The organism is Haematospirillum jordaniae (assembly GCF_001611975.1).
Taxonomy (GTDB): Bacteria; Pseudomonadota; Alphaproteobacteria; order Rhodospirillales; family Rhodospirillaceae; genus Haematospirillum; species Haematospirillum jordaniae.
The window spans coordinates 1,103,610-1,119,400 of sequence record NZ_CP014525.1 but is presented as its reverse complement, the minus strand read 5'-3'; the positions used below and the strand labels follow the sequence as shown (position 1 = coordinate 1,119,400).

15 protein-coding genes are annotated in these 15,791 nt (G+C 56.7%); 9 read left to right on the top strand and 6 right to left on the bottom strand.

The genetic code is table 11. The features are described 5' to 3' along the window. Positions 1 to 6 precede the first annotated feature (6 nt). Both ccoO and ccoN read right to left on the bottom strand, forming a co-directional pair. Positions 7 to 753: a cytochrome-c oxidase, cbb3-type subunit II gene (gene ccoO, locus AY555_RS05235; protein WP_066134326.1), complete on the bottom strand. Its 747-nt coding sequence runs from the start codon at positions 751 to 753 to the stop codon at positions 7 to 9. A gap of 16 nt (positions 754 to 769) precedes the next feature. Continuing rightward, the gene (gene ccoN, locus AY555_RS05230) at positions 770 to 2,254 is read right to left on the bottom strand and encodes a cytochrome-c oxidase, cbb3-type subunit I (RefSeq protein ID WP_066136607.1); all 1,485 of its coding nucleotides are present in this window, start codon (positions 2,252 to 2,254) and stop codon (positions 770 to 772) included. 708 nt (positions 2,255 to 2,962) lie between these two features. Here ccoN and rpmH point away from each other — a divergent pair. From rpmH to AY555_RS05205, 6 genes are all read left to right on the top strand, one after another. After that, the gene (gene rpmH / locus AY555_RS05225; protein ID WP_066134323.1) at positions 2,963 to 3,097 is read left to right on the top strand and encodes a 50S ribosomal protein L34; all 135 of its coding nucleotides are present in this window, start codon (positions 2,963 to 2,965) and stop codon (positions 3,095 to 3,097) included. A 19-nt stretch (positions 3,098 to 3,116) separates the two neighbouring features. Then, positions 3,117 to 3,701, top strand: coding sequence for a ribonuclease P protein component (gene rnpA / locus AY555_RS05220; RefSeq protein ID WP_066134320.1), 585 nt, complete (start codon positions 3,117 to 3,119; stop codon positions 3,699 to 3,701). Continuing rightward, entirely contained in the window at positions 3,701 to 3,961 is a 261-nt protein-coding gene (gene yidD / locus AY555_RS11550) for a membrane protein insertion efficiency factor YidD (RefSeq protein WP_082811870.1), read from the top strand. Before rnpA ends, yidD begins: the two co-directional genes overlap by 1 nt. A 36-nt stretch (positions 3,962 to 3,997) precedes the next feature. After that, positions 3,998 to 5,704 (top strand): membrane protein insertase YidC, encoded by a 1,707-nt coding sequence (gene yidC, locus AY555_RS05215; RefSeq protein WP_066134316.1) that lies wholly within the window; start codon positions 3,998 to 4,000, stop codon positions 5,702 to 5,704. 33 nt (positions 5,705 to 5,737) lie between these two features. Further along, on the top strand, positions 5,738 to 6,385 hold the full coding sequence (yihA, locus tag AY555_RS05210; RefSeq protein ID WP_066136604.1) for a ribosome biogenesis GTP-binding protein YihA/YsxC: 648 nt from the start codon (positions 5,738 to 5,740) through the stop codon (positions 6,383 to 6,385). A 73-nt stretch (positions 6,386 to 6,458) separates the two neighbouring features. Next, positions 6,459 to 7,178 (top strand): pyrimidine 5'-nucleotidase, encoded by a 720-nt coding sequence (locus AY555_RS05205; protein WP_066134311.1) that lies wholly within the window; start codon positions 6,459 to 6,461, stop codon positions 7,176 to 7,178. 9 nt (positions 7,179 to 7,187) lie between these two features. Here AY555_RS05205 and AY555_RS05200 read toward each other — a convergent pair whose 3' ends face one another. Together AY555_RS05200 and AY555_RS05195 are read right to left on the bottom strand one after the other, a co-directional pair. Beyond that, entirely contained in the window at positions 7,188 to 8,267 is a 1,080-nt protein-coding gene (locus AY555_RS05200) for a hypothetical protein (RefSeq protein WP_066134308.1), read from the bottom strand. A gap of 177 nt (positions 8,268 to 8,444) precedes the next feature. Next, on the bottom strand, positions 8,445 to 10,217 hold the full coding sequence (locus tag AY555_RS05195) for a sensor domain-containing diguanylate cyclase (RefSeq protein WP_066134305.1): 1,773 nt from the start codon (positions 10,215 to 10,217) through the stop codon (positions 8,445 to 8,447). 189 nt (positions 10,218 to 10,406) lie between these two features. Between AY555_RS05195 and dapD the strand changes: the two genes are divergently transcribed. From dapD to AY555_RS05180, 3 genes are read left to right on the top strand one after another with little or no spacing between them, the layout of a single operon-like run. Continuing rightward, entirely contained in the window at positions 10,407 to 11,261 is an 855-nt protein-coding gene (gene dapD / locus AY555_RS05190) for a 2,3,4,5-tetrahydropyridine-2,6-dicarboxylate N-succinyltransferase (RefSeq protein ID WP_066136601.1), read from the top strand. Continuing rightward, positions 11,254 to 12,474 (top strand): succinyl-diaminopimelate desuccinylase, encoded by a 1,221-nt coding sequence (dapE, locus tag AY555_RS05185; RefSeq protein ID WP_245176885.1) that lies wholly within the window; start codon positions 11,254 to 11,256, stop codon positions 12,472 to 12,474. The genes dapD and dapE overlap by 8 nt, the downstream gene beginning before the upstream one ends. Further along, positions 12,471 to 13,049: a hypothetical protein gene (locus tag AY555_RS05180; protein WP_066134302.1), complete on the top strand. Its 579-nt coding sequence runs from the start codon at positions 12,471 to 12,473 to the stop codon at positions 13,047 to 13,049. Before dapE ends, AY555_RS05180 begins: the two co-directional genes overlap by 4 nt. 32 nt (positions 13,050 to 13,081) lie before the next feature. On the opposite strand, the gene AY555_RS05175 is transcribed toward AY555_RS05180, so the two are convergent. After that, positions 13,082 to 13,333: a hypothetical protein gene (locus AY555_RS05175; RefSeq protein ID WP_066134299.1), complete on the bottom strand. Its 252-nt coding sequence runs from the start codon at positions 13,331 to 13,333 to the stop codon at positions 13,082 to 13,084. Positions 13,334 to 13,535: 202 nt separating this feature from the next. Next, positions 13,536 to 15,422, bottom strand: coding sequence for a M10 family metallopeptidase C-terminal domain-containing protein (locus AY555_RS05170; protein WP_167798436.1), 1,887 nt, complete (start codon positions 15,420 to 15,422; stop codon positions 13,536 to 13,538). Positions 15,423 to 15,791: the final 369 nt, after the last annotated feature.

Genomic DNA, 15,791 nt, shown 5'->3' with positions numbered 1-15,791 from the left:
GACCCTCTAGCGGTAGATATTCGCATCCGCCTTGCGGGCAGGATCGAACTGGGTAAAGTCAACCATGGTGCCCAGAACCTGAAGATAGGCAATCAGGGCATCGGCCTTGGTCAGGCGGGTTGGATCCCCGTCAAAATCGCCGGTCACAGCCTTGGGATAACGCGCCAGAAGCCCTTCATGGTCGGCATCCGGGTCAGCCTGGGCCCGGAAATCCTCCACCGCCTTGGCAAAGTCATCCTCGGTATAAGGAACACCAACAATCCGCAGCGTCTTCAGGTGCGCCGCCGCATCATCAAAAGTCAGGCTCTGGCGCGCCAGATGCGGATAACCGGGCATGATCGATTCCGGCACGACATCACGCGGATTGACGAGGTGACGCAGGTGCCACTCGTTTGAATACTTTCCACCAAGGCGGGCCAAGTCAGGCCCTGTACGCTTGGACCCCCACTGGAACGGATGGTCATACTGGGACTCCGCAGCCAAAGAATAATGGCCGTAACGCTCCACCTCATCACGGAAGGGGCGTACCTGCTGCGTATGGCAGTTATAACACCCTTCGCTCATGTAGATGTTGCGACCCGCAAGTTCCAGCGGTGAGTAGGGACGAACCCCCTGCACCTTCTCGATGGTGGATTCCACGGAAAACAGCGGCACAACCTCGACTAGGCCACCGATGATAACCGTCAGGAAGATGCCGACCAGAAGAACAAGGACGTTTTTCTCGACCTTGCCGTGATGCTTGACAAGACTCATTTCTCTCCCCCCTGTCTCAACGCCGCACAGAGCTTGGCGCCGGAGACAGTTCCGGCATTTCATAAGGGGTCTCCTCGCGGATATCACCCTTGATGGTCCGATACATGTTCCAGGCCATGATCAGGGAACCAATGACAAACAACAGGCCACCGGTTGCACGGATCACATAGTAGGGATGCATCGCCTCCACAGTCTCAACAAAGGAGTACTGTAGGAAGCCAAGTTCATTGTAGGCACGCCACATCAGGCCCTGCATGATCCCGGAGACCCACATGGCAGAGATGTAGAGCACAATACCGATCGTGGCGATCCAGAAGTGGTAGGAAACCAGACGCATGCTGTAAAGCGACTTGCGCCCCCACAAGACAGGGATCAGGTAGTACATGGCTCCAAAGGAGACAAACGCCACCCACCCCAACGCCCCGGAATGAACATGTCCGACCGTCCAGTCGGTAAAGTGTGACAGCGAGTTCACGGCCTTGATGGACATCATCGGCCCTTCAAAGGTCGACATGCCGTAAAACGCCACCGACGTAACAAGGAAACGCATGACCGGATCCGTCCGCAGTTTGTCCCACGCACCGGACAGGGTCATCATGCCGTTGATCATCCCCCCCCACGAAGGCATCCACAGGATAACCGACATGGTCATACCCAAGGTCTGGGTCCAGTCCGGCAGGGATGTGTAATGGAGGTGATGCGGGCCGGCCCAGATATACAGAAAGATCAGGGCCCAGAAGTGCACAATCGAAAGACGATAGGAATAGACCGGGCGCCCGGCACGCTTGGGCATGAAGTAATACATCATCCCCAAGAAGCCGGCTGTCAGGAAGAAACCAACCGCGTTGTGACCATACCACCACTGGATCATGGCCGATTGCACACCGGCGTACAGGGAATAGGACTTCATGCCAAGGAATGAAACCGGCACGGCCAGTCCATTTCCGAGATGCAGCATGGCCACAACGACAATGAAAGCCAGCAGGAACCAGTTGGCAACATAGATGTGCTCTTCCTGGCGCCGGATAACCGTTCCAACAAAGGCTGCCAGATACACCACCCACACAACAGTCAAGAACAGGTCAACAGGCCACTCTGGCTCGGCATATTCTTGGCCTTGGGTATAACCCAGCACATAGGACAGTGCCGCCATCACAATAAAGGCCTGATAGCCCCAGAAAATGATGTTGCCCGTGACGTTCCCGCCCCACAGCCCGGCGCGGCAGGTTCTCTGGACGATGTAAAGGGAACTGCCGATCAGGATATTTCCACCAAAGGCAAAAATAACAGCCGACGTATGAACCGGGCGCAGGCGACCGAACGTCGTCCACTCCAGATCCAGATTCAGTAATGGATATGCCAGCTGCCAGGCAATAAAATCACCGGCACAAAAGCCGACAACACCCCAGAACATCGCCGCGACGACGAACTTGCGGATAACATCCATATTATAGGCGGTGGCTGCCGCCGGAGCGCTGTGCGCCGTGGTCGCCTGGGTCATGACCCCTCCTGTACCGACCAAAACAAATACCCTGTGCAAGGCGTCAGATACCTGACAAAAACCCGCAACCCCGACAACACCACGCAGAAGCGCAGCATACTCTCCGCCAGGGCATACGAACACCATACTCCCCCGTTATCCGGCATACAGACCCGGTACTCCGCCATCCTGGTACGCAATCTCGCCACAAACACGACACATACGGGAAGGCTGCAGGAAGCCTGCAAAAGATGTACACATTCCACCGGACAGATACGGGCGCACACTATGCCCCGGACATCGGGGTTCCCCATTGATCTATATCAATTCATCAGGAATCTCAATTTTATCCTGTATAGCGACATGGGCATTGTGCCCACTGGACAAGCTTGCAGCTTCACTACCCTGAACAGAAAGCTTCTGCGTCTCACCCTCATAGGGTCATATCAAACAATAATGCAGCGCCGTAAAATGAACCCGACTCCGGGAACCGGAACGTCAAGAGGACAAGCCAAAGCCACCATCGCGCAAAGGAGGCAAATTCAGGCCGCAGCTTGCCTTGGCGTAAAAAACAGAACCTTGTGCTACCGGCATTGACTTTTACCCCGGTGTCCCGCTATACAGCCGCTTCTGTTTTGACATTCGGCCCCTGCAGGCCGTTCGCTGTTTGCTGCCGTAAAAAGGCAAAACATCCCGCGATTACACTGAATTGACCGGAGTTTTTGTACCGTGAAGCGCACTTATCAACCCAGCAAACTGGTTCGCAAGCGCCGTCATGGCTTCCGCACCCGCATGGCCACCGTTGGCGGACGCAGGATTTTGTCTGCCCGTCGCGCCAAGGGCCGCAAGCGTCTGAGCGCCTGATCTACGGGGCGCCTAGCTCGTGCGGGCGGCAGCTGACACCTCCGTGGTGGTTAACCGCCTCAAGCGGAGACGCGATTTCCTGCGAGTCGCCGCTGAGCGGCGCAAATGGGCTATGCCTGGCCTGATCGTTCAAGCTGCTGCGATGTCGGATAGGGAAAAAGAAGAAGCCGTGCGGCGCTCTTCGTGCCCTTCGGGCTTTTTCCTAAATCCGGCAGCGGGTGCCATCGAAGGCGTGGAAAGCGATCATACGAACACACTGCTCGGCGCAAGCAAGGCGTCCTTGGTCCGTGTGGGTTTTACCGTATCCAAGAAAGTTGGAAACGCCGTAGCCCGCAACCGTGCTAGGCGGCGTCTTCGCGCTGTTGTGGATCGTATCATGGCTGAACATGTCGAGCCATGGACAGACTACGTTATTATAGGGCGGGGAGCGACAGTTGACCGCCCCTTTGATCTTCTGATGGCTGACTTGAAGACAACCTTGGCCCGTGTAGCCAAGATGGCCCCAGGAAGTGCAGCACCCATGCCCCCACGCAAAGGCGGTCGAAAGAAGCAAACCCGCACAGAAAAAGCGCCCGCCTCTAGTTCCGACAAAGCGGCAACGTAATGAGTGTTGCCTGCATCCTGAGGGGACTGATACGGGCCTATCGGCTTGGCATCTCCCCGTTTCTGCCCCCGACATGCCGCTACCTGCCAACCTGCTCTGCGTATGCGTACGAAGCCATAGCACGGTTCGGCGCCATACGGGGCAGCTGGATGGCCCTGAAACGTATCCTGCGCTGCCACCCGCTGGGGGGAAGCGGATACGACCCCGTACCAGAGACTCTGGACACACCGCCCAAGTGCGGCCATCTTCACCGCCACTGAATTTTCCGACTGGCACAACACCCGGACTACGTACAGATGCCTGAACAAAAGAACTTCATTCTGGCCATGGTGCTGATGGTGGCAATTCTTGCCGGCTTTGAGTACTTTGCCCCCACGCCGCCGTCACCTGTTCCGGTCCGGTCAGATGCGACCATCGATACCACACCCGGCCCTGTGGCGGCTGATCCGGGCATTGCAGCACCAACGGGCCCACGCGACCGGAATACAGTGCTGGCGGAAGGTCAGCGTGTACGCATCGATACCCCCTCCCTGTCCGGTTCCTTGTCCCTGCATGGCGGGCGTATTGATGACCTGACCCTGAAGGCGTACCGGGAACAGGTGGATCCACACTCCGCAAATATTGTCCTGCTCAATCCCAAGGGATCGGAGCGTCCGCATTATGCGGAGTTTGGTTGGGTATCTGCCAACCCGGCGATCAAGGTACCCGGACCCGATGCCCACTGGCAGAGCGAGGGGGGAATCCTGACGGAAAACACACCGGTAACCCTAGTGTGGAAGAATGATCAGGGGCTGGTCTTCCGGCGTGTTGTCAGCGTGGATCCTGATTTTCTGTTCACGATTACCGACAGCGTCGAAAATACAGGCCCGGATGCCCTGACACTTTATCCCTACGGGCTGGTTTCCCGTGGCTATACGCCCCGCACAGAAGGATTTTACATCCTGCACGAAGGCCCCTTGGGCGTGCTGGACGGAACGCTGAAGGAGATCACGTACCAGGATCTCCGCGATGAGCGTCATGTCGACTATCAGTCGACCGGTGGCTGGATCGGAATTACCGACAAATACTGGCTGACAGCCATTGACCTGCCCAAAGGCGATGTGAACAAGGCACGTTTTGTCTATACCGGCGATGGGCATGACCGTTATCAGAGTGATTTCCTGGGTTCAGCCCGTACAGTAGCCCCCGGGGAAACAATCACAACGGTGACTGACTTCTTTGCCGGAGCCAAGAAGGTGGATCTTCTGGATCGTTATGCCCGTGAAAAAGGCATCGACCGGTTTGATCTTGCCATTGATTTTGGCTGGTTCTACTTCCTGACCAAGCCGTTTTTCATCGCCATCCAGTTCCTTTACGGGTTCCTTGGCAATTTCGGGCTGGCCATTCTTGCCTTTACGGTTGCCCTGCGGCTTGTGCTGTATCCGTTGGCCAACAAGTCCTACAAAGCCATGAACCGGATGAAGATACTGCAGCCCAAGGTCAAGGAACTGCAGGAGCGGTTCCAGAATGACCGTGTGCGGATGCAGCAGGAAATGATGGCCCTGTACCGGGACGAGAAAGTCAATCCGCTGGCTGGGTGCCTGCCGATCCTGATCCAGATTCCAATCTTTTTTGCCCTGTACAAGGTACTGTTTGTTGCGCTGGAAATGCGCCACGCTCCCTTCTATGGCTTTATTACAGATCTATCTGCGCCGGACCCGACCAACCTGTTCACCCTGTTTGGCCTGATCCCGTGGAATGCGCCGTCATTCCTGCACCTTGGAATTCTGCCCATCATCATGGGGATCACCATGTGGTTCCAGCAGAAGCTGAATCCTGCGCCGGCCGATCCGGTCCAGGCCAAGGTCATGATGTTCCTGCCGGTTCTTTTCACCTTCATGCTAGCCGGGTTCCCTGCTGGTCTGGTGATTTACTGGGCTTGGAACAATATCTTGTCCATTGCCCAGCAATGGTCGATCATGCGCCGCCATGACGAGGCTCCCGCCCATGCAGGCCGGACATGATCGTGGCTCGACACCAAAGTGGGGGACAAGCCCTTGCGTGATGCCGACAAGCCTTTTGACGACGCGGACCTGGAGAAGGGGCGCCTTCTCTTTTCCAGACCGTGCCGCTTCATGCTGGGGGTGGTATCTCTGGACAAGCTGCCGGAAGCCACCTTGCCTGAAGTCTGTATGGCCGGCCGGTCGAATGTAGGGAAATCAAGCCTGATCAACGCGCTGACTGGAACCCGCGCCTTGGCCCGCACATCCGACACACCAGGCCGGACCCAGGAGGTTAACTTTTTCTCCCTCGATGACCGTCTGTTACTGGCTGACCTGCCCGGATACGGGTATGCACGGGCCCCGCAAGATCAGGTGAAAAAGTGGACCCGCTTGGTGAAGTCATACCTGCGTGGCCGTCCGAACCTGCGCCGCGTGTTCCTTCTGGTGGACAGCCGTCACGGTCTGAAGGACAGCGACCGGGACATCATGTCCATGCTGGATACGGCCGCGGTCAACTACCAGATTGTTCTAACCAAAACAGACAAGCTGCGCGGCGATGCACTGGAATCTGTAATGGCGAAGACGCAACAGGAGCTGGCAAAACATGGAGCATCCCACCCACTGATCCTGTGTACCAGCTCGACACGTTCGGAAGGGCTTGACCATGTCCGGGCTGAAATTGCAGCCATTGCTGATAACTGACAACAAGGTCACCTGCCCTCTGTCTTCCCGTCGCAATCTGCACAGCCGTTAACAAGAAGGGGGCCACGTGCCAATGCATCAGCATGCCGAAAAGCTTCTGCAGCATCCGGTTGATCATGTAACGACTTGGCTGTTCGACTTGGACAACACCCTCTACCCTGGCACCAGCAGCCTGTTCCCCCAAGTAGAAGCCCGTATTCGTCATTTTGTGGCCCGGCATCTGAATCTGGATGAAGATGCCGCCCGTATTATGCAGAAGCAGTACTACCATACATACGGAACAACCATGCGCGGCCTGATGGTTGAACATGGCGTCGATCCGCACACCTTCCTCGATTATGTGCATGACATTGATCATTCAGCCTTGGCACCTGATCCGGCACTGAGAAAAGCACTTCTACAACTGCCGGGCCGGCGGCTGATCTTTACGAACGGATCAGGAAAACATGCGCGGGCGGTTTTGAAGGCCTTGGATCTGGAGCAAGTCTTTGAAGGGGTTTTCGATATTCATGCCGCAGAGTACTGCCCCAAACCCAACCCGGAAACCTATCACCGGATGACAGCCGCATTCGGGCTTGACCCCAAGACAACGGCTTTCTTTGAGGACAGCCCGCAGAATCTGGAAACAGCGGCAACCATGGGCATGACAACCGTTCTGGTACACTGTGGTCCCGGACTGCCTCCGCTGGCCCTGTTCCCGGAACAGGCACTGTCAGCGTACTGCCATCATATGACAGATCATCTGACCACATGGCTGGAAGCAGCCCTGCATAGCCTGAACCGGAACCCGTAACCCCGCTTGTCAGGGGATCTCAATCTCGTCCTTGGGAATCCATCCGTTCCCTTGGGCAGACAGGATAAGCCGCCAGCCGTTTACGTGTTCCAGCAGTGTCGCCCGGTGAGGACCCTTGGCAATATTTTCCAGCACCGGGCAGGTGGTATCCGGACAGCTGCGAAGGCCAACCCGATCGCGGATACGGATGCTTTCTAGGCGCGGTGCCTTGATGGACCCGGGACGAAGAACAGGCGCAAAGGGTCCGGCAGCCGATGGATTCCCGCCGGGCTGGATGATCATCGGAAAGTCACCCTGAAGCCGGTGCACAACAGCCCCGCCACGCAGGGCCAGAGCGCCCAGCGCTGCATCAGGGCAACGTGGCAGGGCCGCTGCCGGCAGCCGGGCCACCCATCCGGCACTTCCCAGATTAGCGTGAACAAACCGGGCAACCGAAGGGGTTGATTCGCCGACCCCTGTGGTGGCCACAACTTTTCCACACACAGTCAGCAGAACATGACTGTAACGGATACCAATCGCCGGATCACCAGCCCAACCGGACAGGAACAAGGTTGCATCAGGCGCAACGATTCCCCCGGGATCAGCGGGCTGCCCATTGATCAAAACGCGTTCCAGATAGCCGGCTTCTCCGGGGCCAATGGTCCATTCCGATACCGCATACTGGCTGGCTGGGGCCAGAACACCGGTCAGGAGCCCTTCACCCGGTCCGGACACACTGCTGCGGGGAACCGCCACTGCCGACGATGTGTCCCCCTGATTCATCGGCACAGCCCCAACGACGACAATCTGCTCATCCACAGGCAACAGGCTGCTTTCATCCAGAACGCCGGTTATTCCGGACCAGACCCTGTCACGCAGGGATGTCAGATCCTTCAAGGCCCGCTTGGACAGATAGAAGGTGAAGTCGTACCAGAACATCTCGGCCACGGCGGCGGCTTCCTTGCTGACCTGGGCAACCATCTGGTCAACGGGCATATCTTTCTGATGCGGAAGACCGCCCGGACGGCGAATAATCTCCAGCAAACCGACAGCTGCCACGGCTCCCAGAAGCAAGGCCGAAAAGGCCGTAAGGAAAAGGACACGTACCAATCGTCAGTCTCCTGTTCGCGGGGATAAACCTGTGGCGCTCCCCACATCCGGCCATGGCCGGCGGAACACGTGCGTCCTATCGGTCTGCCATCACAACGACCGGGGCGTCAATGCACATGCGGTTCCGTTGTCTGGAGAGATCATAAACAAGCCGATACGACGGGATACTATCGTGCCCTAACCGCGAGGACGGCGCATGGTTGGGCCGGCGGAAAGTGTCTGATCTGCAACGGCATATCCGCCTTTTCCGGCATGCTTGACCTTGTACATGGCATGATCGGCACGGACCATCAGATCGGCCAAAGTCTCTACGCCACCGGGAAGATGAACCGCGATGCCAACAGACAGGCCCAGCGGGAAATCGGGACTACCGGACAGAGGAACCAGTTCGCGTGCAGACATCTCCATCAACAGGTGCGCCTTGTCGACAGCCACTTTCTGAGTTGCACCTTCCAGCCAGATGGCAAATTCGTCCCCACCCAGCCGGGCCACAAGGTCGGTTGGACGTGTACTGCCAACCAGCATGTCACGCACAGTCAACAAGGCCGCATCGCCAGCAGCATGGCCGTACACATCATTCACCTTCTTGAAGTTATCAAGATCGGCAAACAAGAGAGCCGCAGACAAATTGTCACGCGCCAGCCGGTTATGCCGCCGCTCCATCTCTTCCATAAAGGCACGACGGTTGAACAACCCGGTCAGGCTGTCTGTTCGCGACAGACGCAGAATATTTTCGTGGGCATCAATCTGTTCATTGGCAACACCAATCTGGTCTGCCAGATCCGCCAGCAGGACACGATCATCTTCGCGCCATGAATCATGGGACTGGTCGCGGAACAGGACAACAGCCCCGTTGATCCTTTTGTGATAACGACATACTGAGGCGAGAGCATCGTATCCTTCAATCTGCTCTTGGTAGACCCGCGCCCCTGTAGCAGTCCGTTCCAACATCATGCGGGCTAGGATCTCGTCCGCCACACCGAAAGAGGCCCCGGGGATCATGGCCTCACGCAGGATCCTGACCGGATCGGTCTCTGCATCTCCCCCGGCGGATGGCAAGAGCGACGACGGGGCCCGGCGGAAAATATGGCAGGAAACCGCCCCCATGCCCCGGGCCATCGTTTCAGCCGCAACATGCAGGACATTGGCCGGTATCACCTCGTCACGGAACGTGCTGACGATATGGTTGAAAATCTGTTCCCGCTGGCGGGCCCGCTCCTGTTGTTCATCGCGCTCCTGCTCGCAGGTGATATCGCGGCAAATGCCCCGCGCCCCGCCCCATTGTCCATCATCGTCAAAAACCGGACGAGCAGACACATTCACACAGGCGCGCCCACCGTCTGCACGACGCATCCAGATCACGACATTGGCGACACTGCTACGGGTTACAAAGGGGAAGTCTGCCTCTGGATCCAGCACAAAATCGGCCATGGACCGACCAATCAGGGATGCCGCAGGGTACCCCAAGGCACCGCGGGGGCTGACAAAGACAAGACGTCCGTCAATACCCGTTTCCCAGGCAAAATCCGACGAGATTTCCACCAGATCCTTGTAACGCTGACGGCCGGTTGCCAAGGCAACGCGTAGACCCTGGTTCAGAGTGACCGCACGGGCAAGAACCAGAACCGTTGCCCCATCTCCCGGCAACGCTGCCAGGTCATAGACATGGAAACCATTTGGGGTATCAATCTGGACTGACCCGAAGCACGACGTACCATGAGCCTGAACAATCGAAACCAAGGCGAGAATATCCGGTTCGGTATCAGCGCTACTGGTCAACGGGCACTCTGCAGAAGAAGCCGAGATCAATCTACGGTCTGGGCCATAAATCAGGACAGGCCCAGGCCAGAGAGACACCAGACGGGCAGACAGCCCTCCTCCTCCCGCGGACCCGGAACCGGACAATCCGCGGGGATTACCCGATGCATCCCTGTGCTCCCTGTCGTCCACAACAGTCCCCGGACTGGCCCTAGTCGGGCTGAGATACGCTGCCCAACGATGGTGTTCCTGTCACGGGGGCAGGTCAACAAAGCCCCCCCCGGGATGTGGCCATCCGTACAGGCGGTTGACGACAGAGCCACGACGGGTATGCTCCCCGGACCTGACAAGACCGACCATTGTTTCAAGGATCCGGCCCCGATGAGCACCGCCACACTTCAGACATCCCTGCAATCTGTCATTGATTCTGCCTGGGACATGCGTGACACCCTGTCACCGGCCACAACAGGCGCCACCCGCGAGGCTATCTGCACCGCCCTGAGCGGGCTGGATAACGGGACCCTGCGCGTGGCTGAAAAGCGCGATGGCCAATGGGTTGTCAATGCGTGGCTGAAAAAAGCTGTCCTGCTGTCATTCCGTCTGGACCCCATGGTTGCCATTTCCGGTGCACCCGGCGGGGCATCGTGGTGGGACAAGGTTCCATCCAAATTCAACGCCTGGAACGAGGACGCCTTCACACAAGCCGGCTTCCGGGCGGTGCCGGGGTGCGTGGTCCGTCACTCTGCCTATATCGCCCCCGGGGTTGTCCTGATGCCCAGCTTTGTCAATGTCGGGGCACGGGTTGACAGCGGTTCCATGATCGACACCTGGGCAACGGTCGGTTCATGCGCGCAGATTGGAAAGAATGTCCATATCTCGGGTGGGGCTGGTATTGGCGGTGTTCTGGAGCCCCTGCAAGCCGGACCCGTGATCATCGAAGACAACTGCTTTATCGGGGCACGCTCTGAAGTTGCCGAGGGTGTCATTGTCGAAGAAGGTGCCGTGCTGTCGATGGGGGTCTTCATCGGGGCATCTACCAAAGTTATTGATCGGGGAACCGGAGAGATTTTCATGGGCCGCGTTCCGGCCGGCTCCGTTGTTGTACCCGGTACCCTGCCGGGAAAACCACTGCCGGACGGAACACCAGGTCCCGGATTGGCTTGTGCCGTAATCGTCAAGCGGGTGGACGCCCAAACCCGGTCCAAGGTTTCTATCAACGAGCTGCTCCGTGACTGACCCTGATCTTGCGCCACAGATAATCAACAGCATACAGGATCTGCGCGATCCCCTGCCCCTGGCGCAGGCCCTGTTGCGCTGCCCTTCGGTAACACCGAACGACGCGGGGGCCCTGCACACCCTGCAACAGGTTCTGGAACGAATCGGCTTCACATGCACACGCTTGGTATTCTCTGAGCCGGGCACACCAGATGTTGCCAACCTGTATGCCCGCCTGGGCACCCGTGGACCAAATTTCTGCTTTGCCGGACACACCGATGTTGTTCCGGCTCCGCCATCATCGGGCTGGAGCCATGACCCCTTCGGCGGGGAGGTAGTGGACGGCGTCCTGTACGGGCGCGGCGCCGCCGACATGAAGGGAGCCATTGCCGCCTTTGTTGCAGCAGTGGCTCGCTTGCTGGAACAAGGACACCCTGCTGGCTCCATCAGTCTTCTGATCACCGGAGACGAAGAAGGTCCAGCGATCAATGGCACCCGGAAACTTCTGGACTGGGTCTCACGGCACGACACAGCCCCGGACATGTGCCTTGTCGGGGAACCCACGAACCCTGATGCCTTGGGAGACATGATCAAGATCGGGCGGCGGGGCAGCCTATCCGGTATACTGACCGTGCATGGAACACAGGGGCATGTGGCCTATCCACACCGGGCCGACAACCCCCTGCCCCGGATGCTGGCGCTTCTACAAGCCCTGACGGCAACACCCCTGGATAAAGGAACGGCAGACTTCCAGCCCTCGAACCTAGAGCTGACCTCCATTGATACCGGCAATACGGCAGACAACGTGATTCCAGGGCAGGTACGGGTTGTTTTCAATGTTCGTTTCAACACTTTCTATACAGCCCACTCCTTAGAAGCGGAGATCCGGTCCCGGCTGGCCAAGGTCTGCCCGGACCCGGCACGCTATTCTCTGGAAACCGTATGCAGTGGCGAACCGTTCCTGACACCACAGGGTGAACTATCTGCCCTGTTGATGGAGGCCATATCGACCCTGACCGGCCGTACACCTGAACTCTCTACATCCGGGGGAACATCGGATGCCCGGTTTATCCGGCATCTGTGCCCCGTGGCGGAGTTCGGTCTGGTTGGACGTTCTATGCACAAGGTTGATGAACATTGCCGGGTCGATGATCTGGAAACACTGACCCAAATTTATCATCGGGTGTTGTCGCGCTTTTTCCAGATCCGTTGTCAGGCAGCAGGTACACCGTGAAGCAGGAAACCGATCTCTACCGGGGTATGGTCCTGGTTCGCTCCATCTTGCGCATGGATCCACGCTGCCCTGATTATGTTGACGGTAGCCCGCAGGGGTTCTGGGCCTCGCTGAGGCTAGGGGCCATGGTCTTTCCGGTCTACCTGATACAAATGCTGGCAGGCCAGACGCAGGACCCTGCGGCAACCAACAGTGAGCCTGTCTTCTGGCTTGCATTCCAGGCCCTGTTGTATGCGCTGGGATGGCTTGTCTTTCCGGTTATCATGGATCCCGTAACCCGCATTCTGGGATGCCATGACCGGTGGCAACGCTATATTATCGGTTTCAACTGGCTCCATCTGCCATTGGCAGCCGTCCTTCTCCCCATTGTCTTGCTGAGCACAGTGGGGGGAACGCCCATGCAGGCATTGGCACTACCTGTGTTGATGGCCGCTGTTGCTTTTATGGGGTATCATGGGTTTGTCGCACGTCAGATGCTGGGTGTGGATACAATAACCGCCGTTGGACTGGTTATCCTAGAGCTTCTGGTTTCCCTTATGGTCAACAACGGGATTCCGACTGCTCTTGGCTATTGAATGCACCCACAACCAACAAAAAAGCCTGTGCGTTACAGGATATCCCCCAGAATTGGCAGAGACATGCCAAGAGAGTAAATCGCAAACCAAGGATTGATATCAATACTTCCGTAATAATCCGGCGGCGTATCCTCTACGGGAGCAGAGGGTGCCGCCTGCACACTGCGATTATCCCCTGAATCTGGCAACGAGAAAGGAGAAGGCGGAAAGAACAAAACGCCTTCCTCATACGAAACAGCAGGGTAGAGAAATGCCAAAAGATCACCATTCGGGTCTATTGCCATAACACGATATCCTTTTCACTCTTCAAACAGGCCATCCGCTTTCCGACACAATCACCACAGAAAGCTGTCACCAAATAGCCTCCGGATCCTTCGCCCATAACGGACTGAATGGAAACCATAAGCTATTATAATGCAGCACAAATAACAATCATGAGAAATCCTGATAGGACAGAACCTGCAACGCGCACGGCGTCTATACGCCCTAGAAAATAAAATCCTGAATGACCAAACTGTCTATGCCATAGAGGGTTACGAAAAAATCTGGTCTAGCATCACCATCAACATCAGCAAGGGCATGAACGCCGTTACCGTCAGCTACAGGTTCATACCAGACAGCATGCGCACGTGGCTCACACCCTGAAAGGATAAGTGCCTGGTGACCGTTCTGGTGGACGTCAGCATCAACAGCTGTAAGATCCAAGCAGTCGCCCTGCTCGCGACTGAAATCAACGATCACATCCCCACTGTCATCGATCGAATTGTACACAAATATATCTTTCCCTTCTCCCCCAATCAGCACGTCCTCCCCTACACCACCGTTCAGATGATCATCACCGGACCCCGCAGAAAGGATATTCGCCTGTGCATTACCAATCAGGTGGTCATCACCGGCTCCTGTGGTCACATGCACGATAGACGGATCGACAGAGCCATAAATCAACCCGGCTTTTAGATTGCCCCCCCAGTACCCTCGAACCCCAAGGTCAACGGTGATAATATCATCGACCGTTCCGTCAAATGACAGTTCCCGCACACCACGACGGATCGGTGACAGAACGAAGGTACCCCGGGAGAAATCCTCCCGGGACACATGCTCCACGCCTTCAAGAAAGACGGAAAACTCGGGCTGATCCGCATTGCCGTCCAGATCAGCATACAAGTGCCCACCCAAACCACCGGAGACCGGATCAAACCACAGGGAATGCGGGGCCGCACGCGATCCAGAGAAATGAAAAACCTGATTACCTAGCGTTCCTGTATCTGCATCTAGGCCCGAGAAATCCAGCACATCGCCCTCTGCACGACTGAAATCTGTAATGCGGTGCCCAAGACCGGCAAAACGAAAAATAAAAGCATCAATACCAGCACCACCCGTCAGGCTGTTGATCCCCGGGCCACCATCCAGAAGGTTGGATGCCGCATCACCGGACAAGTGATCATCGCCAGCCCCGCCCAAAAGGTCTTCGATGCTGAACAGGCTGTCCTCCTCTTGCGCACCAACAAGAGCAACTGATCTGGCAGAACCGGCAAGGCGAATGACAACAGGATCCACTTTGTCGGAATAGTCAGCCAGATCGGCCCCCTCTCCCCCATCCAAGGTGTCCCGTCCGGGCCCACCCTGCAAGCGGTCGCTACCCCTCATACCCTGCAACACATCATCACCGTCATGTCCATAGAAGACATTGGCCCGCGAATCCCCTGTCAGGACATCATCCGCAAAGCCGCCATGAATACCTTCAATGTTACGCAGGATATCTTCCAGACGGTTACCAATAAACACGCTGGCATCCCACATCCCGTTCAAAGTGACGGAAACAGGCTGACAGACATCAACATAACTGGCTATATCCAGCCCCGGGCCACCGTCAATTGTGTCATAACCTGGACCACCGTGAAAAACGTTATCGGCTGCATCCCCCCCCAGAATGTCATCATACGATGAGCCATGGATATTCTCGATATCTGACAGCAGGCCGTCCGGTTTTCCGCCTACCAATACCGGAGCTGGGGTTGTACCAGCCAGAAAGACAATCACCGGAGCATCATGACGCAGATAACTGACGGTATCACTTCCGAGACCACCATTAACGGTGTGCTCTCCCGGCCTGCCATGGAAAAAATCAGCCTCCTCTGTCCCGTCATAATAGTTCACCAGCGGGATCGGTTCGGGGGCAAATGATTCCAGAAAATCATCAAGAACTGCGTGTGAAGGCAGCCTTGGTCCCGCTTGGGGCAATGGCAACAGGCTATCCGTAAAAGTAGAAGCGTCCTTGGCCGAAACGGGGTTCTCGGATTTATCTGGTGCTGCAGACCCGTTAACCAGAATCTGAAGTTCGGGGACAGAAGCATTCCCATCAAGATCAACCAAGAGACGTAACCCGGAATCAGAATCGGAACGTACAGACCAAACAGAATATGGGGCAGGTGTCAAACCACTGAAGACAAGATCTATACCGGGCTGGTCATGCCCAACCGCAGGAGAAAGCAAAGCTCGCGCAGAAGGGGTGAAGTATGAAATGGTTATAGGGCCACTCCGGAAGATGCTACGAAAGCCGTGCTCCCCCGATAGCTTGCATGCATATAGATCAGACGCGTCCACACTATGAAGATGCCCATTAACTACATGCAAAGTATCCATATTTCCCCCTTTGCCTCCACGACAATCATGATCCGAAAAAAGGCCGACACTATCACAATAGATAGATCCCTACACGGGAACCCTTCGCCTTGTGACAAA

What these genes read in the sequence shown, in the direction of transcription:
- ccoO (WP_066134326.1), bottom strand. Translation starts at nt 753, where the DNA reads ATGAGTCTTGTCAAGCATCACGGCAAGGTCGAGAAAAACGTCCTTGTT.
- ccoN (WP_066136607.1), bottom strand. Translation starts at nt 2,254, where the DNA reads ATGACCCAGGCGACCACGGCGCACAGCGCTCCGGCGGCAGCCACCGCC.
- yidD (WP_082811870.1), top strand. Translation starts at nt 3,701, where the DNA reads ATGAGTGTTGCCTGCATCCTGAGGGGACTGATACGGGCCTATCGGCTT.
- yidC (WP_066134316.1), top strand. Translation starts at nt 3,998, where the DNA reads ATGCCTGAACAAAAGAACTTCATTCTGGCCATGGTGCTGATGGTGGCA.
- AY555_RS05205 (WP_066134311.1), top strand. Translation starts at nt 6,459, where the DNA reads ATGCATCAGCATGCCGAAAAGCTTCTGCAGCATCCGGTTGATCATGTA.
- dapD (WP_066136601.1), top strand. Translation starts at nt 10,407, where the DNA reads ATGAGCACCGCCACACTTCAGACATCCCTGCAATCTGTCATTGATTCT.
- AY555_RS05175 (WP_066134299.1), bottom strand. Translation starts at nt 13,333, where the DNA reads ATGGCAATAGACCCGAATGGTGATCTTTTGGCATTTCTCTACCCTGCT.